Source organism: Curtobacterium sp. DN_7.5 (assembly GCF_022655355.1).
GTDB lineage: Bacteria > Actinomycetota > Actinomycetes > Actinomycetales > Microbacteriaceae > Curtobacterium > Curtobacterium luteum.
In genome coordinates, this window is the sequence record NZ_CP093378.1 from 2,751,843 (window position 1) to 2,775,177 (window position 23,335).

19 protein-coding genes and 1 tRNA gene are annotated in these 23,335 nt (G+C 71.2%); 14 read left to right on the top strand and 6 right to left on the bottom strand.

Annotation, left to right across the window (positions count from 1 at the left end; translation table 11 throughout):
• Window positions 1–138 precede the first annotated feature (138 nt).
• Window positions 139–1,641 carry an arabinosylfuranosidase ArfA gene (gene arfA, locus MON03_RS12725; protein ID WP_175328102.1) on the bottom strand — a complete coding sequence of 501 codons (1,503 nt, stop codon included), beginning with the start codon at window positions 1,639–1,641 and terminating at the stop codon, window positions 139–141.
• A 263-nt stretch (window positions 1,642–1,904) separates the two neighbouring features.
• Between arfA and MON03_RS12730 the strand changes: the two genes are divergently transcribed.
• From MON03_RS12730 to MON03_RS12745, 4 genes are all read left to right on the top strand, one after another.
• Entirely contained in the window at window positions 1,905–3,269 is a 1,365-nt protein-coding gene (locus MON03_RS12730; RefSeq protein ID WP_242088743.1) for an extracellular solute-binding protein, read from the top strand.
• Window positions 3,270–3,293: 24 nt separating this feature from the next.
• Window positions 3,294–4,259, top strand: coding sequence for a carbohydrate ABC transporter permease (locus tag MON03_RS12735; protein ID WP_175328100.1), 966 nt, complete (start codon window positions 3,294–3,296; stop codon window positions 4,257–4,259).
• Between the two features lies 1 nt (window position 4,260).
• A complete protein-coding gene (locus MON03_RS12740) occupies window positions 4,261–5,175 on the top strand; it encodes a carbohydrate ABC transporter permease (protein ID WP_242088746.1) in 915 nt (304 codons plus the stop codon).
• 160 nt (window positions 5,176–5,335) lie between these two features.
• The gene (locus MON03_RS12745) at window positions 5,336–6,385 is read left to right on the top strand and encodes an ABC transporter substrate-binding protein (RefSeq protein WP_242088747.1); all 1,050 of its coding nucleotides are present in this window, start codon (window positions 5,336–5,338) and stop codon (window positions 6,383–6,385) included.
• 60 nt (window positions 6,386–6,445) lie between these two features.
• On the opposite strand, the gene MON03_RS12750 is transcribed toward MON03_RS12745, so the two are convergent.
• A complete protein-coding gene (locus MON03_RS12750; protein ID WP_242088749.1) occupies window positions 6,446–8,497 on the bottom strand; it encodes a transglycosylase domain-containing protein in 2,052 nt (683 codons plus the stop codon).
• Window positions 8,498–8,772: 275 nt separating this feature from the next.
• Between MON03_RS12750 and MON03_RS12755 the strand changes: the two genes are divergently transcribed.
• On the top strand, window positions 8,773–9,765 hold the full coding sequence (locus tag MON03_RS12755) for an alpha/beta hydrolase (RefSeq protein WP_022904090.1): 993 nt from the start codon (window positions 8,773–8,775) through the stop codon (window positions 9,763–9,765).
• Window positions 9,766–9,794: 29 nt separating this feature from the next.
• On the opposite strand, the gene MON03_RS12760 is transcribed toward MON03_RS12755, so the two are convergent.
• Window positions 9,795–10,766 carry a glycoside hydrolase family 16 protein gene (locus MON03_RS12760; RefSeq protein ID WP_242088751.1) on the bottom strand — a complete coding sequence of 324 codons (972 nt, stop codon included), beginning with the start codon at window positions 10,764–10,766 and terminating at the stop codon, window positions 9,795–9,797.
• A gap of 130 nt (window positions 10,767–10,896) precedes the next feature.
• On the opposite strand from MON03_RS12760, the gene MON03_RS12765 reads away from it, so the two are divergent.
• The 6 genes from MON03_RS12765 to MON03_RS12790 all read left to right on the top strand — a co-directional run bounded on the left by MON03_RS12765 (window position 10,897) and on the right by MON03_RS12790 (window position 17,136).
• Window positions 10,897–11,445, top strand: a complete 549-nt coding sequence (locus MON03_RS12765) for a GNAT family N-acetyltransferase (protein WP_175328095.1) — start codon at window positions 10,897–10,899, stop codon at window positions 11,443–11,445.
• Window positions 11,446–11,655: 210 nt separating this feature from the next.
• Window positions 11,656–12,309, top strand: a complete 654-nt coding sequence (locus MON03_RS12770) for a TetR/AcrR family transcriptional regulator (protein WP_175328094.1) — start codon at window positions 11,656–11,658, stop codon at window positions 12,307–12,309.
• A gap of 89 nt (window positions 12,310–12,398) precedes the next feature.
• Window positions 12,399–15,086, top strand: coding sequence for an MMPL family transporter (locus MON03_RS12775; protein WP_242088753.1), 2,688 nt, complete (start codon window positions 12,399–12,401; stop codon window positions 15,084–15,086).
• A gap of 186 nt (window positions 15,087–15,272) precedes the next feature.
• Window positions 15,273–15,716, top strand: coding sequence for a MarR family winged helix-turn-helix transcriptional regulator (locus tag MON03_RS12780; protein ID WP_242088755.1), 444 nt, complete (start codon window positions 15,273–15,275; stop codon window positions 15,714–15,716).
• Between the two features lie 60 nt (window positions 15,717–15,776).
• Window positions 15,777–15,989 carry a hypothetical protein gene (locus MON03_RS12785; protein ID WP_022904449.1) on the top strand — a complete coding sequence of 71 codons (213 nt, stop codon included), beginning with the start codon at window positions 15,777–15,779 and terminating at the stop codon, window positions 15,987–15,989.
• Between the two features lie 52 nt (window positions 15,990–16,041).
• Entirely contained in the window at window positions 16,042–17,136 is a 1,095-nt protein-coding gene (locus MON03_RS12790; protein WP_242088757.1) for an alkene reductase, read from the top strand.
• Window positions 17,137–17,471: 335 nt separating this feature from the next.
• On the opposite strand, the gene MON03_RS12795 is transcribed toward MON03_RS12790, so the two are convergent.
• Both MON03_RS12795 and MON03_RS12800 read right to left on the bottom strand, forming a co-directional pair.
• Window positions 17,472–17,544 (bottom strand) — tRNA-Arg (locus MON03_RS12795).
• 105 nt (window positions 17,545–17,649) lie between these two features.
• A complete protein-coding gene (locus tag MON03_RS12800) occupies window positions 17,650–18,426 on the bottom strand; it encodes a dienelactone hydrolase family protein (RefSeq protein WP_242088759.1) in 777 nt (258 codons plus the stop codon).
• Here MON03_RS12800 and MON03_RS12805 point away from each other — a divergent pair.
• Window positions 18,416–18,619: a hypothetical protein gene (locus MON03_RS12805; RefSeq protein ID WP_242088761.1), complete on the top strand. Its 204-nt coding sequence runs from the start codon at window positions 18,416–18,418 to the stop codon at window positions 18,617–18,619. The two genes, MON03_RS12800 and MON03_RS12805, sit on opposite strands and share 11 nt — an antisense overlap.
• Before the next feature lie 56 nt (window positions 18,620–18,675).
• Here MON03_RS12805 and MON03_RS12810 read toward each other — a convergent pair whose 3' ends face one another.
• Entirely contained in the window at window positions 18,676–20,100 is a 1,425-nt protein-coding gene (locus MON03_RS12810; RefSeq protein WP_242088763.1) for a glucose-6-phosphate dehydrogenase, read from the bottom strand.
• A gap of 137 nt (window positions 20,101–20,237) precedes the next feature.
• Here MON03_RS12810 and MON03_RS12815 point away from each other — a divergent pair, with 137 nt between their 5' ends.
• The gene (locus MON03_RS12815) at window positions 20,238–21,392 is read left to right on the top strand and encodes a Gfo/Idh/MocA family protein (RefSeq protein WP_031273869.1); all 1,155 of its coding nucleotides are present in this window, start codon (window positions 20,238–20,240) and stop codon (window positions 21,390–21,392) included.
• Window positions 21,393–21,517: 125 nt separating this feature from the next.
• The gene (locus tag MON03_RS12820) at window positions 21,518–23,332 is read left to right on the top strand and encodes a thiamine pyrophosphate-requiring protein (RefSeq protein WP_242088764.1); all 1,815 of its coding nucleotides are present in this window, start codon (window positions 21,518–21,520) and stop codon (window positions 23,330–23,332) included.
• The last annotated feature ends 3 nt before the right edge of the window (window positions 23,333–23,335 follow it).

The following is a 23,335-nucleotide window of genomic DNA, read 5'->3' on the forward strand; positions in this document are numbered from 1 at the left end:
CCGCACCGTGCCTCCAGGCCGGCTGCACCGAGCGCGGACCTGCGCCCTCCGCACAGCGCAGCGGGTGCCGGGTCGCTCTCGCGATCCGGCACCCGCTGTGCTCACTCGACGCCCGCCGTGACGTGCGCCGAGGCGTCCTCAGCCGATCGAGACGGCCGTCCAGGAGACGGGCGGCAGCTCGATCGTGACCGTGTCGCCCTCGCGGCGGACGGTCTCGTTGGTGCGGAGTCCGACGCGCTCGGTGTCCGAGAGGTCGTTGACGAGGTGGACGTCGTCCTCCCAGATGCCCTCGGCCCGGACCTCGCCGTCCGCGCCGATGCCGGCGAGGTCGATCGTGACGGTGGTCGACTCGGTCTGGTGCCGGTTCACGAGGAAGACCGCGGCCGTGCCGTCCCCGATCGTCGCGGCGGAGTCCACGACGGGGACCTCGCCGTACTTGCCGCCGTCGACGGTGTCGCCCGAGGCCTTGACCTGCAGCGACGTGCCGTTCGCGAGCTTCGAGGTCAGCGAGAACGGGAAGAACGTCGTCTGGCGCCAGGCGGGTCCGCCCGGCTCGGTCATGATCGGGCCGATCACGTTGACGAGCTGCGCGAGCGACGCCGAGGCGACGCGGTCCGCGTGGCGGAGCAGCGAGATGAGCAGACCGCCCACGACCACGGCGTCGGCGACGGTGTAGACGTCCTCGAGCAGGCGCGGCGCGACGGGCCAGTCCTGCAGCTCGAACGTCTTCTGCTGCTCGTTCCACTTGCTGATCGACCACACGTTCCACTCGTCGAACGAGATGTCGATGCGCTTGTCGGACTTCTTCTGCGCCTGGACGTGGTCGGCCGCGGTGGTGACCGTCTTGATGAAGTGGTCCATGTTCACGCCGGACGCGAGGAACGACGCCATGTCGCCGTCCTCCTCGTAGTACGCGTGCGCCGAGATGTAGTCGACGTCGTCGTACGCGTGCTCGAGGACGGTCCGCTCCCACTCGCCGAACGTCGGCATCGACGCACCGGACGAGCCGCAGGCCACGAGCTCCAGGTCGGGCTGGATCTGCCGCATGGCCTTGGCGGTCATCGCCGCGAGCTTGCCGTAGTCCTCGGCGTTCTTGTGGCCGAGCTGCCACGGGCCGTCCATCTCGTTGCCGAGGCACCACATCGTGATGGCGAAGGGCTCCTGGCGGCCGTTCGAGCGGCGGTACTCGCTGAGCGCGGTCCCGGCGTCGATGTTCGCGTACTCGAGGAGCTCGATGGCCTCCTGCGTGCCCCGCGTGCCGAGGTTCACGGCGAGCATGAGCTCGGAGTCGACCTGGTCGAGCCAGTGCTGGAACTCGTGGAGGCCGACCTCGTTCGTCTCGGTGGAGTGCCACGCGAGGTCGAGTCGGCGGGGGCGCTGGTCGACGGGGCCGACGCCGTCCTCCCACTTGTAGCCGGAGACGAAGTTGCCGCCCGGGTAGCGGATCGCGGACACGCCCAGCTCCTTGACGAGCTCGATGACGTCCTTCCGGAAGCCGTGCTCGTCGGCGGTCTCGTGCGCGGGCTCGTGGATGCCGTCGTAGACGTGTCGTCCGAGGTGCTCGACGAAGCCGCCGAAGAGGCGACGGCGCACCGGCCCCACGGTGAACGCGGCGTCGAGGACGAGGTGTGTGCGGGGCATGGATCTCCTTCGATCTGCGTGCGTCGGGGTGCAACGAAAGTGAGCGCTCACCCGTCCACAACGCTAGCCGGTTCGCGGCACCGGCGAAAGGGGTGGTGCTCCGGCGTGTCCAGCGATAATGTGAGCGCTCACGGAGCGATGATGCCCCTACGGCACATCGCCCCGACCGGAGTTGCGAAGGAGCCTCACCCCGGGGCTGCGACGCCGCACCAGTACGGAACACCGACCCTGTTCCGTTCGGCCCGTCCCGATGGAGTGATGCCATGCCGATCCGACCAACCCCGCCCGTGCAGCCGCGCGGAGGGTCCTTCACCCGGCGGACCCTGCTCGCCGCAGGCGCCGCGGCCGCCACCGTGCTGCCGCTCGCCGCCTGCTCGAGCCCGCTCGCCGCGGGCATCGCCGGTGCCCCGCTCAACCCGGAGACCCTCGTCTTCTGGAACCTGTTCGGCGGCGGTGACGGCGCCCGCATGCAGCAGATGGAGGCGGGCTACGCCAAGCAGCACGGCGGCCCGTCCTCGATCCAGGCGACGACGTTCGCGTGGGGCAACCCGTACTACTCGAAGGTGACACTCGCCACCGTCGGCAACAAGCCGCCGGACGTCGCGATCGCCCACCTGACCCGCGCGAAGCCGCTGTGGGACGGCGACCTCCTCGACCCGATCACCTCGGACGACCTGGCGAGCGTCGGCCTGAGTGCCAGCGACTTCAACCAGAAGGCGTGGACGGCGCAGAAGACCGACGGGAAGAACATCTGCATCCCGCTCGACACGCACCCGTTCGTCCTGTTTTACAACGTTGACGTGTGCCAGAAGGCCGGGCTGATCGACAGCGACGGCAAGCTCAAGGACCTGTCCGGGCTCGACGCGTTCGAGAAGGCCCTCGCGGCGGTGTCGAAGGTCACCGGCGGCGTCGCGCTCAACGTGGCGAACGTCAGCGAGATCGCCACCCCGTGGCGCTTCTTCTGGACCATGTACAACCAGATCAACGGTTCGACGCCCTTCATCAGCGACGGGGGCTCCGAGCTGACCGTCAACGAGGACAACTACACGAAGGTCACCTCGATGACCGAGAAGTGGGTGAAGAACGGCTGGCTCAACAAGGGCCTCGACTACGCCACCGCCGAGACGCTGATGTTCACGGGCAAGGCCGGGTTCTTCATGCAGGGCGAGTGGGAGATCAGCACCGCGCAGTCGATCAAGGGCCTGAAGTTCGGCATGGCGCCGATCTCGCAGCTCTTCGACAAGCCGGCCACCCAGGCCGACTCGCACACGTTCATCCTGCCGCGGAAGGACCGCACGCCGGAGCAGCGCAAGGCGCACATGCTGTTCATCAAGCAGATGCTCGAGCAGAGCATGACCTGGGCCGAGGGCGGGCACGTGCCGGCCTACATGCCCACGTTCGACAGCACGGCCTACAAGAAGCTCGAGCCGCAGTCCGACTACGCGTCCGCTGCCGAGAGCGCCGTCTTCGACGACCCGGCCTGGTACGGCGGCTCCGGATCGACGTTCGAGAACACGGTCGGGGCGCAGCTCGCCCTCGTGCAGCAGGGCGCCTCGAGCCCCGCGGCGGCCCTCTCGGCGATCAAGAGCCAGCTCAGCACGTACCTCAACACCCCCAGCCCGCTGTAAGCCCCGCGCGAAAGGCACGACGACGTGACCGCAGCACCAGTCCTGACCCGCCCGACGGAGGCCGCAACCGTCCCGCGGCGACTCCGCACGCGCGTGAACAGCACCACCCGTGGCCAAGGCCGCAGCGGATGGCTGTTCCTCGCCCCGTTCGGCCTGTTCTACCTGGCCTTCCTGCTCGGCCCGACGATCTGGATGATCGTCTCGAGCTTCTTCAACACCTCGACCGTCCGCACCGGGCTCGGCAGCTTCGCCGGGTTCGCGAACTACGCGGAGATGCTCGGACGCGCCGACTTCTGGTCGTCGCTCTGGCACACCCTGCAGTTCACGCTCTACACGACCCCGCCGCTGGTCATCCTGGCGTTCGTGTTCGCGGTGCTGACGAACCGGATGAACCGCGGCCAGTGGTTCTTCCGGCTGGCGTTCTTCCTGCCGTTCATCCTGCCGTCCGCGACGATCTCGCTGATCTGGGTGTTCATCTTCACGCCCGCGACCGGTCTGTTCGCGTCCGTCCAGCAGGCCCTCGGCATCACGCCGGGTGCCGGTGTGCTGGCGAGCCCGAACACCGCGATGATCGGCGTCGCGATCGCCACGGTCTGGTGGACCCTCGGGTTCAACTTCGTGCTCTACCTGGCGGGTCTGCAGGAGATCCCCCGCGAGCTGTACGAGGCCGCGGCGGTCGACGGCGCCTCGAGCTGGCAGCAGATCAAGTCGATCACGCTGCCGCTGCTCGGGCGCACCACGACGCTGGTCATCCTGCTGCAGATCATCGCGAGCCTGAAGATCTTCGACCAGGTGTACCTGATGACGAACGGCGGCCCGGGCATCTCCACCCAGGTCTCCCTGCAGCTCATCACGGGCGTCGGCTTCACCGACAACCGGCTCGGTGCCGCATCGGCGGCCTCCGTGCTCCTGTTCATCGTGATCGTCGCGATCGCGGTCATCCGGCAGGTCGCCGAGCGCGCCGCCGCCAAGCGAGAGATCGGTGCCTGACGTGACCACCACCGAGAGCCTCACCACCGCCCGTCCGAAGCTCCGTTCCGGAGTGTCGGCCGCAGCCCCCGCCAACGCCGCGAGGATCGGCGTCTCCGGCAAGGGCTTCAACATCGTGGCCGGGATCATCCTCGGCGTGTTCGCGATCATCTGGCTCATCCCGAGTCTGTTCGCCCTGAAGACGTCGCTGTCCGACAACGGCGTCGCCGCCCTCGGGGCGAACGCGATCCTGTCGAACTGGAACCCGACGCTGCACTCCTACGCGGCGCTGTTCCAGGCCGGCGACATCTGGAACTGGTACCTCGCCTCGGGCATCACGAGCCTCGTGACGACGGCCCTCACGGTGCTGTTCGCCTCGATGGCGGCGTTCGCGCTGTCCCGGCTGGTGTTCCGCGGCCGCAACGTCGCGTTCCTGCTCATCATCCTGGGCATCATGATCCCGACGCAGGTCCTGATCATCCCGATCTTCCAGGAGCTCAACTCCGTCGGCCTGCTCAACACCTACTGGTCGGTGATCTTCCCGCAGGTGCCCGCCGTGATCGCGGTGTTCATCTTCAAGCAGTTCTTCGACGGCATCCCCCGGGAGCTCGAGGAGGCCGCGCGCATCGACGGCGCGGGCATGTGGAAGATCTACTGGTCGGTCATCCTGCCGCTGTCGCGTCCGGTCATCGCTGCGGTGGCGATCCTGACGTTCGTCGGCGTCTGGAACAACCTGCTGCTGCCGCTGTTCGTGCTGTCGAACCCGGACCTCATGACGATCCCGGTCGGGCTCGCCACGGTCCAGGGCAGCTTCGGTCAGCGCTACGCCGACATCCAGGCCGGCGCGATCCTCGCGGCGCTGCCGCTGATCATCCTCTACCTGATCTTCCAGCGGCAGATCGTGGAGGGCGTGACGGGGTCCGGTCTCAAGGGCTGACGCCACCAGAGGTCGGACGGGAGGCGCGGTGCCAGCTGGCACCGCGCCTCCAGTCCGTCGTCCGGTCCCGCATCCCATCGCGCGCGCTGTGGGAAAGAACGCGCACCCGCGTCACCGCCCGCCAGCGACCGCACGGCACCCCCGGCTAGCCTTGCTCGTCGTGACGCTCCCCCGCCGGCCCCTGCGCACCGTGCTCGCCACGGTCGCCGTGGCATGCGCGCTCGTCCTGGCGGGCTGCACGGGCGGGTCCGACTCCCCCACGCAACCCGACGGCGATGGCGGTGGTGGCGGCGCCTCGGGCTGGTCGTACCGTGACGCCACCGGCAGCACCGTCCGGCTCGACCGTGCCCCGGAGCGGATCGTCGCACTGGACGACGTCGCGATCTCCCTCGTCCGGTACGGCCTGCACCCCGTCGGCACCTTCGGTCGTCTCCCGATCGAGCAGGACGACCGGTGGTCCGGCCTCGACACGACGGGCATCACCGACGTCGGCTCGACCCCGGCCGGCGCCACGGCCGGGGACGGGTCCGACGGCATCGACGTCGACCGGGTCGCCGCGCTGCACCCGGACCTGATCCTCACCACGGTCGCCCCGGTGGACGCCGCCGGCACCCTCCCGGAGGATGCGCCCGGGACGGGGATCGCAGACGCCGAGCAGCACGACGCGCTGGCAGACCTGGCACCGATCGCCGAGGTCCGGTGGGGTGGCGACGGCGTCGACGTCCTCCGCGACGTGGCCGGGCTGGCGACGTCCCTCGGTGCCGAGCAGTCGGTGGTGGACGCCGCGGAGACGGACTTCGACCGTGCGGCGAAGGCCCTGGAGTCCGAGACCCGCGACCACGACGTCCGGCTCACGGCGATGTACGCGGACCACGACGGCGTGTACGTCGCCCGCCCCGACGACGACCCGGCGCTCCAGCTCTGGGCGTCGCACGGCGCGGACCTCACCGTCCCCGGGCCGAAGGGCCACTACTGGGGCGTCTACTCGTGGCCGAACGCCGGCAAGGTGGGCGGTGACGTCCTGCTGCTGTCCGACGAGGGCTACCAGGTCGACGACCTCGAGCGGCAGGCGACCTTCGCGGGCCAGCTCGCGCTCGTGGCCGGTCAGGTGCACCCGTGGGTGCGGCCGGTGTTCGACTACGCCTCGCAGGCGGCCGCGATGGAGCAGCTGACCGGCTGGATCGCGGCGAGCGAGCGCCTGGAGCGGTAGCGCCCGGCGGCAGCGAAGCGGAGACCCGGGTGAGCCCGTGCGCCGTACGCACGCCACGGCCTACCCCGCCGGGTACGCCGCGTTCACCGCCTCCTGGGCCTGCTTCCACACCGCAGCACGCGCCCCCGCGTAGGTCCCGCCCTGCCCGTTGCCGACGTACCGGAGGTTGGTTGTGCCGCCGTCGGTGTTGCCCTGCCAGTAGGCCGTCACGACCCGACTGGTCCCGCCGACGAGCCACACCTGGTCGGCGACGTCGGTCGTGCCGGTCTTCCCGAACAGCGTCATCCCGTCCGCGGTCTGGCCGCCGGTCGCGGTGCCGCCCCGGAACGCACCCTGCATCACCTGGAAGGCCGTCGCCGCGACCGTGGGCGAGAGCACCTGGCGACAGGTCCGCGGCTGACCGCCGAGGTCCTCGCCCGACCGGTCGGTGACCTGGTCGACCACCACCGTGTCGCAGCGGACCCCGCCGTTCGCCACCGCGGTGTACGCCGACGCCATGGTGAGCGGGGCGATGCTCTCGGTGCCGAGGATCGACGCCGGGTTCGCGGGCACCTTCCCGCCGGTGGCCAGGTGCACGCCGAGCCGCGCGGCCACGTCGCGGATGTCGCACAGGTCGAGCTGCGCCGCCATGGACACGTACGCCCCGTTCACCGACTGCGCCGTGGCCTCCCGCACGGAGTACGGACCCGTCTGCGCGGGCGAGTCGTTCCGGGGGTTCCAGGCGGCGTCGATCGTCCGTCCGCACTGGGTCCACGTGCGCTGCTCGTGCCGGGTCCCGTCGACGACGGTGTCGGGGCTCCGCCTGGCCTCGAGCCACGCGAGCAGGGTGAACAGCTTGTACGTCGACCCGGGTTGGAAGCCGCGGGCGTCACCGAGCGCCTCGTCGACCGCGTAGTTCAGCGACGTCGACCCGCGCGGCGCCCCCGCGGAGCGGTCGTACGCGGTGTTCTGCGCCATCGTGAGGACCCGTCCGGTGCTCGCCTCGACGGAGTCGAACGTCGCCCCGAGTGCGAGGGCGGGGTCGGTCGCGGGGTCGTACCGGTCGAGGAGCGCCTTCTGCTCGGCGTTCCGGTCGAGGTCGATCGTGGTCTGGACGCGGTAGCCGCCGGTCCGCCACGCGGCGTCCCGCTCCGCCTGGGTCGCGCCGAGCTGCGGCAGCGCACGGGCCACGCGGACCGCGTGCTCGCAGGCGTACTCGGCTCCGGGCGGAGCGGTCCCGCACCCCTGCTTCGGCGCGGTGCGGTGCACGTACTCGGAGGGCTTCGACGCCAGCGCGGCGCGCAGTGCGGCATGCGACAGGTGTCCCTGCTCGTGCATGGCCCGGAGGACCACGTCGCGCCGCGCCTGGTTCGCCGCGAAGTGCGCCGGGGTCGAGAGGTCGCGCCGCTCAGGCCACTGCACGATGGCGATGAGCGACGCGGCCTCGGCCGGGCTGAGGTCCGTGGCGTCCTTGTCGTAGTAGTGCTGCGCGGCGGCCTGGACGCCGTAGGTCTGGTCGCCGAAGTAGGCGATGTTGAGGTACGAGGTCAGGATGTCCCGCTTCGAGTACTGCTTCGCGAGCCCGATCGCGAGCTTGATCTCCTCGAGCTTCCGCTGCGGAGTCCGCGCGGTGGCCTCGGCGATCGCTGCATCGGCCTCGGCGGCGGGCAGCTGCGACGCCTGCTCGATCTTGATGTTCCGCACGAGCTGCATGGTGAGGGTCGATCCGCCGGACCCGCCCTTGCCGTGCGCGGCCGCCACGCTGACCAGGCTCCGCACGAGCGATGTGGCGTCCACCCCGCCGTGGTCCCAGAAGCGCTTGTCCTCACCGTCGACGGCGGCGTGGCGCAGGGTCTCGCTGATCCGGTCGTACGACAGCTGCTCGCGGTTCCGGTCGAAGACGTCCGCCAGGTGCACGGGCTTCCCGCCCCGGTACGCCCACACCTCGTTGCGGCTCGACAACTCGCCGACCTCGATGTACTCCGGCAACGACGAGAACGTGTCGATGGCGATGGTCGCCCCGAACCCGGCCAGCGCGACGGCCGGCGTCACGCCGACCCCGACCAACAGACCGGCGAGCACGCTGCCCCCGACGAAGCCGCCCACGGCCCCGATCGCTCGTCCGAACGTCATGTGTCCCCCTCGTGCACCGCGGATCGGTGCGTCCGCACCGCAACCTGACCCCGCCGCCCGGACGACCGCCGGGATTCCCCGGGGGAATCCCGGCACGTGACCTGGGAGAGTCCCGGATCGGCACGGATCGTTACCACGGCACGGCCTGGAGGCCCGTGGCGGCGCCGCCACGGGCCTCCAGGCCGTCGAACGGTCACGATCCGGCAACGGGCGGCGCCGCCCCGCCGCGCCCACCCTCCGCGGAGCGGGCGGGGCGCCGCGAGTAGCCTCGACGGATGGCGGGGAACGGATGGCGCGAGGACGTCCTGGGGGCGCCGTTCGAACGACTCGAACTGCCCCTCGGCGAGGACCGCGAGGGTCCCGTGGTGGCCACGCTCGTGCGTCGGCGACACAGCCCCACGGACACCCTGCTCCAACCGCGCGGACCCCTGCACGGCGTCGACGTCCTGTACGTGCACGGCTGGTCCGACTACTTCTTCCAGGTCGAGCTCGCCGAGCGCCTCGAACGGCTCGGGGCCCGGTTCCACGCGCTCGACCTCCGCAAGTACGGGCGGAGCCTCCGGCCGCACCAGACCCCGGGTGACGTCGGTGACCTCGCCACCTACGACGAGGACATCGCCGCCGCCCTCGACGCGATCTCGACCGAGCACCGGGGCGGACCGCGACGGCGCCTCGTGCCGATGGGGCACTCGACCGGCGGGCTCACGCTGTCCCTCTGGGCAGCGCGGCACCCGGAGCTCGTCGACGGCCTCCTGCTGAACAGTCCGTGGCTCGAGTTCCAGGGCGCCGCGATCGGACGGGCGCTCATCGCCCCGGTGCTGAAGCTCGGCGCCCGCCGGAACCCGCTCGCACCGATGCCCGCCGTCGACCCGGGCTTCTCCACCCGCACCGTGTCGGCCGCGGGCGAGGGCTCGTGGACCTACGACCAGCGCTGGCGTCCGGAACGCGGGTTCCCACTGCACCCCGGGTGGCTGTCCGCGGTCTTCGACGGCCAGGCCCGCGTCGAAGCCGGGCTGGGGATGACCGTCCCGACGCTGGTGCTCCTCAGCGACAAGAGCATGCTGCAGCCGCGGTGGGACGAGGGCATGGCGCACGCCGACGTCGCGCTGAACGTGGACGTCGTGGCGCACCGGGCGCTCTCGCTCGGCGACGAGGTCACCGTGCGGCGGCTCCGGGGCGCTCTGCACGACGTCGTGCTCTCGGAGCCCGCCGTCCGCGAGCAGGCGTACGACGCGATCGGGCGGTGGGCGCACGCGCTGCCGCGCTGAGCGACCGCACTGGCCAGCCGCGCCCCGTCTCAGGGCTGGATCGACACCCAGTCGATGAGCACGTGCCCTGCCTTGCCCCGGTTGCCGATCTGGAACGTGTAGCGGTGCGGCGTGGTCGGGACCGACTCGGTCACGGTGTCGAGCAGGACCCCGTCGAGGAAGTAGCTCACCGACTTCCCCGGCACCCAGACCGTCGTGTAGGTGTGCCAGTCCTCCCAGGAGGCGTCGGTGCGGATCCGGTAGGCCTTGTCGGCGTGCCCGGGGACCATCGAGTGGTGGAAGACGTCGGGCTTCCCGGAGAAGCCGCCCTCGGGGTAGTCGAGCTCCCCTTCCGCGGCGTCGTTCGAGGTCGGCCAGAGCATGACCGCCGTCCCGTTGCCACGGCCACCCTCGACCTTCATCCGGATGCTGAAGGTGCCGCCGGTCTGCGCCCACGCGGTCGCGGGCGGCCCGAAGACCCCGGCGGCGCCCTGCGTGCCGTTCATGGCGACGTCCATCACGCCGTCGTGGGCACTGGTGAGGGCGCCCGAGTAGTACTTGTCGCTCGTGCCCTCGTCGTACGCCTGCCAGGCCCCGGCGTAGGTGGCCGCGAACTGCCCGCCGCTCGCCGCCGGGGTGTCGAAGTCCTCGAAGAACGACGCCTGCGGCCCCAGCACCGGGTCGGGCACGCTCGGGGTCGGCGTCGCCGTGGGCTGGTCCGAGGACGGAGCACGGGCGCTCGACGTCGCGCCGTCGGCCGGGTCGCTGCTCGGCTCGGCGCCGCCGGTCGGGGTGCTGCCGGACGCGTCCCGGCCGTGCTCCGTGCTGCCGGCGGTCCCCCGGCTCGACGTGGACGCGCCGGGCGACGACGCGAGCTCGCTGCCCTGGACCGGCGGGGTCAGGAAGGCGAGCATGACCGAGACGGTGACCGCGGCGACGACGACCACGACGGCGCCCCGGACGAGCCCTCCGCGTGTCGAGGTGCTGCGCTCGCGCCGTTGCGAGTTCCGTTGCCGTGTCACGAGTGTTCTCCTGTACGTCCCTGCCACCGACAGGTTCGCGCGCGGAACGATCTCGCGCGCCCCCTCGGGGCGTCGACGGCGGCATCCCGCAGGGGCGTGCGGGAAACCCCGCGCCGGTAGCGTGGCCCGCATGGCCGTCCAGCTCACCCGACTCGACCCGACCGGCGCCGACCGGGAGGCCCTGCTCGCCTTCCTGACGACCGAGGACTTCCCCTTCCACGTGCGTCCGCGCACCAGCACGGGGGACGCAGAGCGGGCGATCGATGCCGGAGCGTGGGACGACGACGAGCACCGGTCGTACTGGCTCGACGACGACGAGCACGGCCGCGTCGGCGTGCTGCGGCTCGAGGACCTCGCGGACCCGGTGCCGCTGTTCGACCTCCGGATCGCCGGCGAGCACCGCGGCCGGGGACTCGGCGTCCCGGCGCTCCGGGCGGCGACGGACCACGTGTTCACCTCGATGCCCGAGGTCACGCGGTTCGAAGGGCAGACCCGGGAGGACAACACCGCCATGCGCCGCGTGTTCCTGCGCGCCGGCTGGGTGAAGGAGGCGCACTACCGGGACGGTTGGCCGGTCGAGGGCGGCGCTCCGCTCGCGTCGGTCGCCTACGGGGTGCTGCGCCGCGACTGGGAGTCCGGCACCACGACGCCGGTCCCCTGGGACGACGACCCACGCTGACCGCGACACGCGGCCCGCGTCCCGCGGCGAGCGCGCGGGGGGTGACCCGAGGAGGGTCGAGACGACCCGGTGACGGCCGGGAGGCCCGTGGCGGCGCCGCCACGGGCCTCCCGGCCGTCACGTGGTCGCGATCAGCGACCGGGGGACGAACCTGAACGTGCACCCCGAGTCGTTGCACCGAGTGCATCGATGCACCTAGTGTCTACGTACGTGACCCTCGCTCCCGACCGCCGTGCCGCGCTCAAGGCGCGGCACCGTGCCGCGCTGCTGCAGGCCGCTCGCGACCTCATCCACGAGCGCGGCGGCCGGGAGTTCAGCGTCGACGACCTCGCGGCGCGGGCCGACGTCGCACGCCGCACCGTGTTCAACCACTTCGCGTCACTGGACGAGGTCCTGCTCACCGTCTGCGAGGAGGAGCTCTCGGTCATCATCGACCGGTTCCTCTCGGACATCGCGAACACCCCCGTCGGTGACGGCAGCCGGGCGTCGATGTTCGAGGAGATCGGGTCCGCCGCCCGCGGAGCCGACCTCGCCCCGGCGATCGCCGGCATGTACCGGACGCTCGGCGAACCCGGCAAGTCCGACCCGAAGGCGGCCGTACTCACCCAGACGGCCTTCGCGCGGGTGACCGAGCGCCTCCGCGACGAGGTCCGCCGTCGGTACCCGGCCGCGGACGCCCTCGACGCGGCGCTGCTCGTCGAGTCGCTCATGAGCGGCATCGTCGTGATCGCCGACCACTGGCTGCAGGAGCACGCCGGCGAGATCGACGGCTCACCGCTCGACCAGGACGCACTCGATGCCTGGGACGCCCTGCTGAGCAGGCTGATCCACAGCGTCCGCAGCGGCTACATGCCGACCGACTGAGGCTCGTCCTCCTCCTGACCACCCGCGGGGTCCACCGGCGCACCCCGACCGCACAACCGCAGCACCACGAAAGGAACGGGGCTCTCCGCATGGCCGGTCTCCTCTACCGACTCGGGCGATTCTCCGCCCGCAGGCACTGGCTCGTGATCATCGCGTGGGTCGTGATCATGGGCATCGCCGGGCTCACCTACAGCCTGTTCGCCGGCTCGATCTCGTCGTCGATCTCGATCCCGAACACCAAGACCAGCCAGGTGCAGGACGAGCTCGCGGACAAGTTCCCCTCGGCGAACGGCGGCACCGGCACCCTGGTGTTCGCCACGACGGACGGCAAGGCGTTCACGAGCGCGCAGAAGTCGGAGGTCAAGGACTTCCTCGACGGGCTCACGGACGAGAGCGGCGTCAAGAGCGTCTCCGACGGCTTCACCCTGCAGCAGCGCCTCGACGACCAGCGGCAGAAGATCGTCGACGGCCGGAAGCAGATCAGCGACGGGCGCGAGCAGATCGCCGACGGCCGGAAGCAGATCAGCGACGGGCAGGACCAGCTCGACGCGCAGAAGGCGCAGCTCGAGTCCGGCCAGGCGAAGATCGACCAGGCGCAGCAGCAGCTCGACGCGCAGAAGGCGCAGGCCCAGGCAGCGGGAGCCGCTGCGTCCGCGGCCGCGCAGGCACAGTTGCAGCAGGCGCAGGCGCAGATCGACGCCCAGCAGCAGCAGCTCACCGCCGGCGAGCAGCAGATCGCCGCGGCGCAGAAGACCATCGACGCCAACACGGAGAAGCTCGACGCGAACGAGCAGAAGCTCGACGACAGCGAGCAGGAGCTCGAGCAGGGCTCGAAGCTGCTCGACCTGTCGAAGGACATCCGGTTCGTGTCGTCGAACGACGCCGCTGCGATCGGCACCGTGCAGTTCACGAAGTCGACCTACGAGGTCCCGCAGACCACGAAGCAGGCCATCTCGGACAAGGCCGACGCGGCGAAGATCAGCGGCGTGGACGTCTACGTCTCCAACGACATCGCGCAGGGCGTGCCGTCGATCCTCGGTCCCGGGGAGATCATCGGCGTCATCATCGCCGCGATCGTGCTGTTCCTGATGCTCCGGACGGTCATCGGTGCGGCGATCCCGCTGGTTTCCGCGGTGCTCGGCGTCGGCGTCGCGACCCTCGCCTCGCTGTCGTTCTCGAGCCTCGTGGAGTTCATCTCCGTCACGCCCGTGCTCGGGGTGATGCTGGGGCTGGCGGTCGGCATCGACTACTCGCTGTTCATCCTGAACCGGCACCGGACGCAGCTGAAGGCCGGCATGGACGTGCACGAGTCGATCGGGCTCGCGAACGGCACCTCCGGGAACGCCGTGGTGTTCGCCGGGACCACCGTCATCGTCGCCCTGCTCGCGCTCAACATCACCGGCATCCCGTTCCTCGGCCTCATGGGCACGGTCGGCGCGGTCGCGGTGTTCTTCGCGATCCTCATCGCCACGTCGTTCACCCCGGCGCTCCTCTCGCTGCTCGGCATGCGGATCCTGCGCCGGAAGGAGCAGGAGCGCATCGGCAACACCGACTCGATCCGGGTGCCGAACGCGCCGATGTCGACCTGGCGCGCGGTCATCACGCTCGTCGCCGGCATCGCCGTCCTCGGCACGATCGCCCTGCCTGCCACGCAGATGCGACTCGGCCTGCCCACGGGCGCGTCGGAGGCCGTCGACTCGTCGCAGTACAAGGCGTACAAGACCCTGTCCGACGAGTTCGGCGCCGGACAGAACGGGCCGTTGCTCGTCGTGGCCGACCTGCCGAAGGCGATCAGCAAGGACGACGTGACCGCGACCGAGGTCACGATCGGCCAGGCGCTCGCGAAGAACGACGACGTCAAGGCCGTGCTGCCCATCGGCGCGTCGGAGGACCGGGACATCATCGCCTTCCAGGTCAAGCCGGCCGGAGGCCCGGACAGCGTCTCGACGGAGCGGCTCGTGCAGGACCTCCGCACGCAGCAGGTCAACGTCGACGACGGCACGGCCACGCTCGGCGTCGCGGGCAACGCGTCCGCGAACATCGACGTGTCCGAGAAGCTCTCGAACGTGCTGCCGCTCTACCTCGCGGTCGTCGTCGGGCTGTCGCTCATCATCCTGATCATCGTGTTCCGGTCGTTCCTCGTGCCGATCACCGCGACGGCCGGGTTCATCCTGTCCGTGCTCGCGTCGTTCGGTGGTCTGACCGCGATCTACCAGTTCGGCTGGCTCGGATCGGTGTTCGGCGTGCACGACCCGGCACCCATCCTGAGCTTCCTGCCCATCATCGAGATCGGCATCCTGTTCGGGCTCGCGATGGACTACCAGCTGTTCCTGGTGTCCGGCATGCGGGAGGCGTACGCCCACGGAGCCTCGGCCAAGGTCGCGGTCCAGCGGGGCCTGCACGCCGGTCGGGCAGTGGTCACGGCGGCGGCGATCATCATGATCTCGGTGTTCGCGGGCTTCATCTTCTCGGACTCGTCGACGATCAAGCCGATCGGCTTCGGGCTCGCGTTCGGTGTCCTCCTCGACGCGTTCGTGGTCCGCATGCTGCTGATCCCGGCGATCATGCACCTGCTCGGTCGGAGCGCGTGGTGGATCCCGAAGTGGCTCGACCGGATCCTGCCGGACGTCGACGTCGAGGGCGCGAAGCTCGAGCGGGCGCACCCGGCCGGCGGGCGTGGGCCGGATGCGGGTGCGGAGCACCACGGGGCGCACGCCGCGCCGCTGGAGCCGGACGCGAACCCGCACGAGGGTCACACGCCGACGCACCGCGCGTAGCGCGCCGCACCGACGCGACCGCCTGGAGGCGCGGAGCCGGTCCACGAGACCGGCACCGCGCCTCCAGTGCGTGGCCCGTGGGGCGTGCCTGGCCGGACCGGGCGTCCTTGGTCCTTCCCCCTGCCGAGTACGGCCGGTCCCACCGTCGTTCGCCGACCGTTCGTGCACGAAGGGTAAGGTGGCCGCATGACCGCGATCGACGCCGACCCCCTCGCCCTCGACCGGCAGCTCTGCTTCGCCCTCGCCGCGACGAGCCGGAGCGTCATCGGCCTGTACCGGGACCTGCTCGAGCCGATGGGCCTGACGCACCCCCAGTACCTCGTGATGCTCGCACTCTGGGAACACCATCCGAGGTCCGTGCGCGAGATCGCCGGCGAGCTCCGGCTCGACTCGGCGACGCTCAGTCCACTGCTCAAGCGCCTCGAGGCCTCCGGCTACGTCCGACGGACTCGGAGCGCGGCGGATGAACGGCAGCTCGAGGTGTCCCTGACCACCGCCGGACGGACGCTGCGGGACCGAGCCGAGGCCGTCCCGCTCGCGGTGGCCGACCGACTCGGCTGGCCGCTCGCACGACTCGAGGCCCTCAAGGACGAACTGACCGAACTGCTGGAGCGCGTCGACGTCGTCTGACCCTGGCCCGAGCGGACACTTCGTGCCACAATGGTTCGTGTACGAATGAAAGGACCGGTGATGGGACGCTTCGCCCGCTGGTACGAGAAGTGGAACACCACGCTCATCGAGAAGATGGGGCCGTCGCAGATCGGCGCCGGACACCCCGAGGGCGTCGACGACCGGACGGTCGACCGCGCATGCCCGATCTGCGGTCAGCCGTTGTCGCTGCACCAGGTGATCCGGCCCGAGGGACAGGTACGTTCGTCGACGCTGGTGTGCCCCGCTCGCTGACGATCCCCTCCGAGAAGGAATTGCACCCGACAACACGTGGTTGAACGGACACGTGAAGCTCTTCGAACCCGCCGACTTCGGCGCACTGCACCTCCGCAACCGGATCGTCATGGCCCCGCTCACCCGCACGCGCGCGGGCGCCCAGGGCATCCCGAACGACCTGCTCGTCGAGCACTACCGCCAGCGTGCCGGCATGGGCATGATCATCACCGAGGGCACCTGGCCCGTCCAGGAGGGCCGCTCGTACCCCGGCCAGCCCGGCATCGAGACCGACGAGCAGGTCGCCGGCTGGCGCCGCGTCACCGACGCCGTGCACGCCGAGGGCGGCACGATCGTCATGCAGCTCATGCACGGTGGCCGCGTCTCCCACACGTCGATCTCCGAGACGCCGCGCATCGTCGGCCCGAGCGCGATCGCCGCCCCCGGCCAGACGCACCTCGCCGACGGCAGCAAGGCGGACATGCCCGTGCCGCACGAGCTGACCACCGCCGAGGTCCGCGAGGCCGTCCAGGGCTTCGTCCAGGCCGCTCGCAACGCGATCGCCGCCGGACTCGACGGTGTCGAGGTCCACGGTGCCAACGGCTACCTCGTGCACGAGTTCCTCTCCCCCGTCTCGAACACCCGCACCGACGAGTACGGCGGCTCCCCCGAGAACCGCGCCCGCTTCGCCGTCGAGGTCACCACGGCCATCGCCGAGGCCATCGGCGCGGACCGGGTCGGCATCCGCCTCTCGCCGCAGCACAACATCCAGGGCGTGCTCGAGGAGGACGACGCCGACGTCCTCGCCACCTACACGGCGGTCGCCGAGGGCCTCGCACCCCTCGGACTCGCGTTCGTCGACGTGCTGCAGGCCGACGTCACGTCGGAGCTCGTGCAGACCATCCGCCGCACCGCCGGCGCACCGTTCATCGCGAACTCCGGCTTCTCGTCGGTGACCACGCGCGACGAGGCCATCGCGCTGCTCGACTCCGAGCACGTGGACGCCGTCGCCGTCGGTCGTCCCGCGATCGCGAACCCGGACCTCGCGCTCCGCTGGGAGCAGGACGAGGAGCTCAACGAGCCGCGTCCGGAGCTGTTCTACGGGGCCAGCGCCGAGGGCTACACGGACTACCCGACGCTCGCCGAGCTGCGCACGCCGGTCGCGTGATCGACGGAGCCGCCTGACGGACGGGAGGCGCGGTGCCGGCTGGCACCGCGCCTCCCGTCTGTTCCGGGGGTGCGTCGGCGCTCGCGCGGGCGTCGCTGCGGGACGACGGGACCGCTGTCGTGCGACGACGACGGCGTCGTTCCGTGCACGCGCCGGCAAGTAGCGGACGCAACGAACGACATCGCCGTCGTCGTGCGACGACGACAGCGTCGTTCGACGACGGCGCACCGACGGCAGCGGGAGCCACGAAACCCGGGAACACGACACCCGGGAAACAGAAGACGCCCCCGGTCCCAGTGGAACCGAGGGCGTCATCCCTGCTGTCTCAAACAGTGTGCGCTCGAAGGGACTCGAACCCCCAACCTTCTGATCCGTAGTCAGATGCTCTATCCATTGAGCTACGAGCGCGTGGCGTTTGCGGCCGTGGAAGACTCTACAACAGGTGCAGCCACTCGCGCCAATCGAGCCCCTCCCGCGCGGCCGCTCGGCGTGTCGCGCCGACGCCGGGCTGGCTCAGGCCTCCTCGTCGAACACCTCGCCGAGGAACGTCTGGAGCGCCTGCCACGACCGACGGTCCGCGGTCGCCTGGTACTGCGCGCCGTGGTCCGGGGCGTCCGTGCCCGGGACGGCGAACGCGTGCATCGCGCCGGAGTAGGTGACGACCTGCCAGTCGACCTCCGGCGCCGAGCGCATCTCGTCCTGCCACTCGTGGACCTTCCCGTCGGGGACCATCGGGTCCGCTCCACCGGTGAGCACGAGGAGCTTCGCCCGGATCTGGTGCGCGTCGGAGGGGTCGTGGGCGATGAGCCCGCCGTGGAACGACACCGCCCCGACGAGGTCCGCCCCGGTCCGCGCGAGCTCGAGGGCGGTCGACCCGCCGAAGCAGTACCCCATGACGACGATCCGGGTGTGGTCGACGTCCGGGTCCTGTCGGAGTTGCTCGAACCCGGCGAGCGCGCGGGCGCGGAGCAGCGGGAGGTCCTGGTAGAACGAGCCGGCGACCTGCCCGGCGGTGTCGTCGCCCGGACGGATGCCGGCGCCGTAGATGTCGGCGCCGAACGCGACGTACCCGAGTCGGGCGAGCATCGTGACGCGGGCGTGGACGTGCTCGTTGACGCCGTGCCAGTCGTGGACGACGAGCACCGCGGGGCGCGGGCCGGCGATGGCGTGGTCCTTCGCGAGCACGCCCTCGAGGGCGGTCCCGTCGTGGTCGTACCGCACGGTCTCGACGCGCACGTCGGCGCCGGCGGGGTCGGGAACGGTCTGCAGGATGTCGTCGATGGTGGTCACGCTGCGACGCTACGCCGCCGGACCGGGTGCCGGCCCGTCACCGGGCCGGATGCCGGCCTGCCTCGGCTTCGGCACCGGCACCGGCACCGGCACCGGCACCGGCACCGGCACCGACCCTCCCGGACCCGGGACGGGCCTTCCCCCGGACCCGGACCCGGACCCGGCCGGCCTCCGCCGCGTGGTGACCGGATGACGGACGGGAGGCCCGTGGCGGACCCGCCACGTGCCTCCCGTCCGGTGGTCCGCCGGTCAGGCGTCGATGTTGTCCCAGCCCTCGGGCCCCTCGGTCCCGGCGGCGTAGTCGTCCAGGGGCACGCGGCCGTCCCGCCAGGCCTGCAGGAACGGCTCGACGACCTTCCACCCCTGCACGGCGCTGTCGCCACGGACCGACAGGGTGGCGTCGCCCTCGAGGACCCCGGCGAGCACCTCGCCGTAGGCACTCAGCCGACCGGGGTTGAAGGTCACCGACAGCGCCGTGTGGTCGATCGTGTACGGGTCGCCGGGGCCGTTCACGTTGAGCTCGAGCTGGAATTCGTCCGGGGCGATCCAGATGCGGAGCCGGTCGGGCAGTTCGGCCCCGGTCAGCCCGTTCGGCACGTGCGGGGAGTCCTTGAACGTGATGATGATCTCGCGACGCTGCTTCCCGAGCGCCTTGCCGGAGCGGAGCGTGATCGGGACGCCGGCCCACCGCCAGTTCGCGACCTCGAGGGTGAGCTGGGCGAGGGTCTCGGTGCCGAGCGAGGGGTCCACGCCCTCCTCGTCCACGTAGCTCGGCAGCTGACGATCACCGATGGTCCCCGCGGTGTAGCGGGCACGCTTGCCCGCGGCCGCCGCGTCACCGCCCCAGGGCCGGACGGCGCGGAGGACGAGCTCCTTCTGCGTGCGGAGGTCGTCGGCGTCGATCGACGCGGGGGCCTCCATCGCGACGACGGCCATCACCTGGAGCAGGTGGCTCTGGATCATGTCGACGAGGGCGCCCGCCTTGTCGTAGTAGCGGGCGCGGCCCTCGAGCCCGAGGGTCTCGTCGTAGACGATGTCGATGCGCTCGACGTGCTGCGACGAGAGCAGCGGCTCGATGATGCGGTTCGCGAACCGGAGCCCGAGCAGGTTGAGCACGGTGGACCGACCGAGGAAGTGGTCGACGCGGTGGATGCGCTCCTCGGGCAGGAACCCGTGCAGGACGTCGTTGAGGTGCTCGGCGCTCCGGGCGTCGGTGCCGAACGGCTTCTCGAGCGCGAAGCGGGTGCCGTGCGGGAGGTCGAGCCCGGCCAGCACCTCGCAGCTCTTCTCGGTGACGGCGGGCGGGAGCGCGAAGTAGACCGCCGGGTCGTGCTGGCAGTCGGCGAGCAGGGCCTTCAGGTCGTCCGCGCTGGTGACGTCCGACTTGCGGTAGCTCGACGCCTCGACGACGGCGCGGAGTCGGGCGCTCAGCCGCTCGGACCCGTCGTGCGCGCCCTCGTCCTCCTCGTTCTTCGACGCCTGTGCGTTCTCGAACGCGTCGTGCACGAGACGCTTCCAGTCGTCGTCCGACAGGTCCTCCGTGCCGGCGCCGACGAGCTGCACGTCCCAGTCCTCCTTCACCTCCAGGAGGGTCGCGAGGCCGGGGAGCAGCAGCCGCTTCGACAGGTCGCCGCTGGCACCGAGGATGAGCAGGGTGGTCTGGAGGCTCGACATGCCCCAGACCGTACTCACGAGTCCTGCAGGTGGCCGGGTCCGGGGCCGTGCCGTCGGGTCGCGTGCACCGGCGCCCGCTCCGGGCGTGCCTCCGGTCTCGCCGATACGGTGGGGGCAGTCCGGCGCGAGGGAGCACGATGAGCAGTGAGCACGACGGGCGGCGCCTCCGCGTCGCAGTGATCGGGACGGGCATGATCGCGGGCGTCCACGTCCGGGCCGCCGCCGCCTCGGGCGCGGAGGTGCTCGGCGTCCTCGGTCGCACGCCGGCGCGCTCGGAGCAGGTCGCCGCGCAGCTCGGCCTCCCGCGGGGTTACGCCTCGCTCGACGAGGTGATCGCGGACGCCCCGGACGTCGTGCACGTCTGCACCCCGAACGGGCAGCACCACCCCCAGTCGCTCGCGGCCATCCGTGCCGGCATCCACGTGGTGTGCGAGAAGCCGCTGGCGCTCGACCCGGCCCAGGCGGACGAGCTCGTCGCCGCGGCCGCCGAGGCCGGCGTCGTCGCGACGGTCCCGTTCGTGTACCGCTACCACCCGATCGTGCGCGAGATCCGGGCCCGGGTCGCGGACGGCGAGCTCGGTCGGCTGCTCGCCGTGCACGGGCACTACCTCCAGGACTGGATGCTCGACGAGGACGCGTCGTCGTGGCGGGTGGACCCGTCGTCGAGCGGCGTCTCGCGCGCCTTCGCGGACATCGGTTCGCACTGGTGCGACCTCGTGGAGTTCGTCACGGGGCAGCGGTTCGTCGAGGTGTCGGCAGCGACCGACGTCGTGTACCCGACCCGACCGGCGGCGTCCGGTCCGTCCTTCTCCGGCTCCCCCGACCCCGACCCGGTCGCGGACGCCAGCGAGCGCGCCGAGGTCACGACGGAGGACACCGCCGTCGCCACCTTCCGGACCGAGGCCGGGCGCATCGGCAACGTCGTCATCTCGCAGGTCTCCGCCGGGCGCAAGAACCGGCTCTGGTTCGAGGTGGACGGCACGCTCGGCTCCGCGGCCTTCGACCAGGAGCAGCCCGAGTCCGCCTGGTTCGGCACCGACCGCGGGGCGCAGATCGTGGTCCGGGACCCGTCGCAGGGCGTGCCCGACCAGCGACGCCTGGCGATGGTGCCGGCCGGGCACCCGCAGGGGTACCTCGACGCGTTCACCGCGTTCGTCTCGGACACGTACGAGGCCGTCCGGGGCGGGTCGCCCGAGGGGCTGCCCACGTTCGCGGACGGCGCCCGGGCCGCGGCGATCATCGAGGCCGTGGTCCGGAGCGCGGCCGCACGCGACTGGCGGACGATCGGCTGAGCACTCGCGTCCGGCCGGGGGTCGTACCGGACCGACTGGAGGCCCGGATCACGTGACCGACGTCGGTCACGTGATCCGGGCCTCCAGTCTGAGCGCGCACAGCAAGCGGGATGCACGCTGGAGCCATGAGCACGACCGTGAGCGACTTCGTCATCGACCGCATCAAGTCCTGGGGCGTGACCCGGGTCTTCGGCTACCCGGGTGACGGGATCGGCGCGTTCGACGGCGCCCTCGGCAAGGCCGACGGCAGCGAGCGCGCCCTCGAGTACGTGCGGCCGACCCACGAGGAGATCGCGGCGCTCATGGCCACCGCGCACGCGAAGTTCACCGGCGAGGTCGGGGTCTGCGTCGCCACCTCGAGCCCCGGTGCGTTCCACATGCTCAACGGGCTGTACGACGCGCAGATGGACAACCAGCCGGTGGTCGCGATCGTCGGGCAGCAGGGACTCGCGTCGATCGGGTCGTTCACCCAGCAGGAGTCGAACCTCGAGCGCGTGTTCGCCGACGTGGCCTGCTACGTCGAGACCGTGGCGTCCCCGGACGCCGCCGGGGTGGTGATCGACACGGCGTTCCGCACCGCGATGCTGCGGAAGCAGCCCGCCGTGGTGGTGCTCCCCCACGACGTGCAGGCGATGGCGTGGGAGGAGCCCGCGGCCGAGCACTGGGTCTCCCGGTCGAGCGACGTGCCGGCCTCGACGCGGATCACGCCGTCGGCCGACGACGTCCGGAGGTTCGCGGAGATCCTGAACTCCGGGAAGAAGATCACCTTCCTGGTCGGAGCCGGCGCCCGCGGCGCCACGGACCAGGTGCTCGCGGCGGCGGAGCGGACCGGCGCCGGGATCATCACCGCGCTCCGCGGCAAGGACGTCGTGCCGTCGGACGTGCCGTACCACACGCAGCAGGTCGGGCTGCTCGGCTCCCGGCCCTCCCTGACGCAGATCAAGGAGTGCGACACGATCGTGCTCCTCGGGACGAACTACCCCTACGGTGAGTACCTGCCGAAGTCGGGGCAGGCGCGGGGCGTGCAGGTCGACATCAAGCCCGAGCATCTCGGCCTGCGGTACCCGACCGAGCTCAACCTCTGGGGCGACGTCGGTGCGACACTCGACGCGGTCCTGCCGCTCCTGGAGCAGACCACCGACCACTCGTGGCAGGAGCAGCTCGCCGACGAGATGCGCGAGTGGGAGGCCGAGATGGCCCGCCAGGCCGAAGTCTCCTACAGCGACGGGGTCAACCCGCGCCGGGTCATCCGCGCGGTGAACGAACGGCTGCCCGAGCGCGTCACCGTGACATGCGACGCGGGCACCACGGCGGACTGGTACGGCCACCACATCCGGCTCCGTCGGGGCATGCACGGCGACATGTCCGGCCGGCTCGCGACCATGCTCGCGGCGATGCCGTACGCCGTCGCGGCGAAGTTCGCGTTCCCGGACGCGCCGGCGGTCTGCACGATCGGCGACGGCGCGTTCCAGATGCTCGGGATGAACGAGCTCATCACCGTGAAGAAGTACATGGCGAACTGGCCGAACCAGCAGCTCGTCATCGTGATCATGCACAACGACGACCTCGGCCAGGTCTCGTGGGAGATGCGGACCGAGGACGGCAACCCGATGTGGCGCGGCTCGCAGGACGTCGAGACGATGGACTACGCCGGGTACGCCGAGCTCCTCGGGTTCACCGGCATCGCGGTGCACGACGACAGCGAGGTCGACGCGGCCGTCGAGCGGGCGTTCGCGAACCCCGGGGTGACCGTGATCGACGCGTACGTCAGCCGCAGCGTGCCGCCGCTCCCTCCGCACATCACGGCGGAGTACGCGATCAACACCGCGAAGAGCCTGCTCAAGGGCGACCCGGTCGAGCTCGACGTCGTGAAGGACTCGGCGAAGGCGATGGCCGCGGAGGCCGTCGAGCGGGTGAAGGGCGCCCTCGGCCGCGACTGACCA

Coding starts and splice junctions, on each gene's coding strand:
- MON03_RS12785 (WP_022904449.1), top strand. CDS start 15,777: ATGGGACGCTTCGCCCGCTGGTACGAGAAGTGGAACACCACGCTCATC.
- MON03_RS12815 (WP_031273869.1), top strand. CDS start 20,238: ATGAGCAGTGAGCACGACGGGCGGCGCCTCCGCGTCGCAGTGATCGGG.
- MON03_RS12820 (WP_242088764.1), top strand. CDS start 21,518: ATGAGCACGACCGTGAGCGACTTCGTCATCGACCGCATCAAGTCCTGG.
- MON03_RS12765 (WP_175328095.1), top strand. CDS start 10,897: ATGGCCGTCCAGCTCACCCGACTCGACCCGACCGGCGCCGACCGGGAG.
- MON03_RS12780 (WP_242088755.1), top strand. CDS start 15,273: ATGACCGCGATCGACGCCGACCCCCTCGCCCTCGACCGGCAGCTCTGC.
- MON03_RS12810 (WP_242088763.1), bottom strand. CDS start 20,100: ATGTCGAGCCTCCAGACCACCCTGCTCATCCTCGGTGCCAGCGGCGAC.
- MON03_RS12750 (WP_242088749.1), bottom strand. CDS start 8,497: ATGACGTTCGGACGAGCGATCGGGGCCGTGGGCGGCTTCGTCGGGGGC.
- MON03_RS12805 (WP_242088761.1), top strand. CDS start 18,416: ATGGTGGTCACGCTGCGACGCTACGCCGCCGGACCGGGTGCCGGCCCG.
- MON03_RS12755 (WP_022904090.1), top strand. CDS start 8,773: ATGGCGGGGAACGGATGGCGCGAGGACGTCCTGGGGGCGCCGTTCGAA.
- MON03_RS12775 (WP_242088753.1), top strand. CDS start 12,399: ATGGCCGGTCTCCTCTACCGACTCGGGCGATTCTCCGCCCGCAGGCAC.
- arfA (WP_175328102.1), bottom strand. CDS start 1,641: ATGCCCCGCACACACCTCGTCCTCGACGCCGCGTTCACCGTGGGGCCG.
- MON03_RS12730 (WP_242088743.1), top strand. CDS start 1,905: ATGCCGATCCGACCAACCCCGCCCGTGCAGCCGCGCGGAGGGTCCTTC.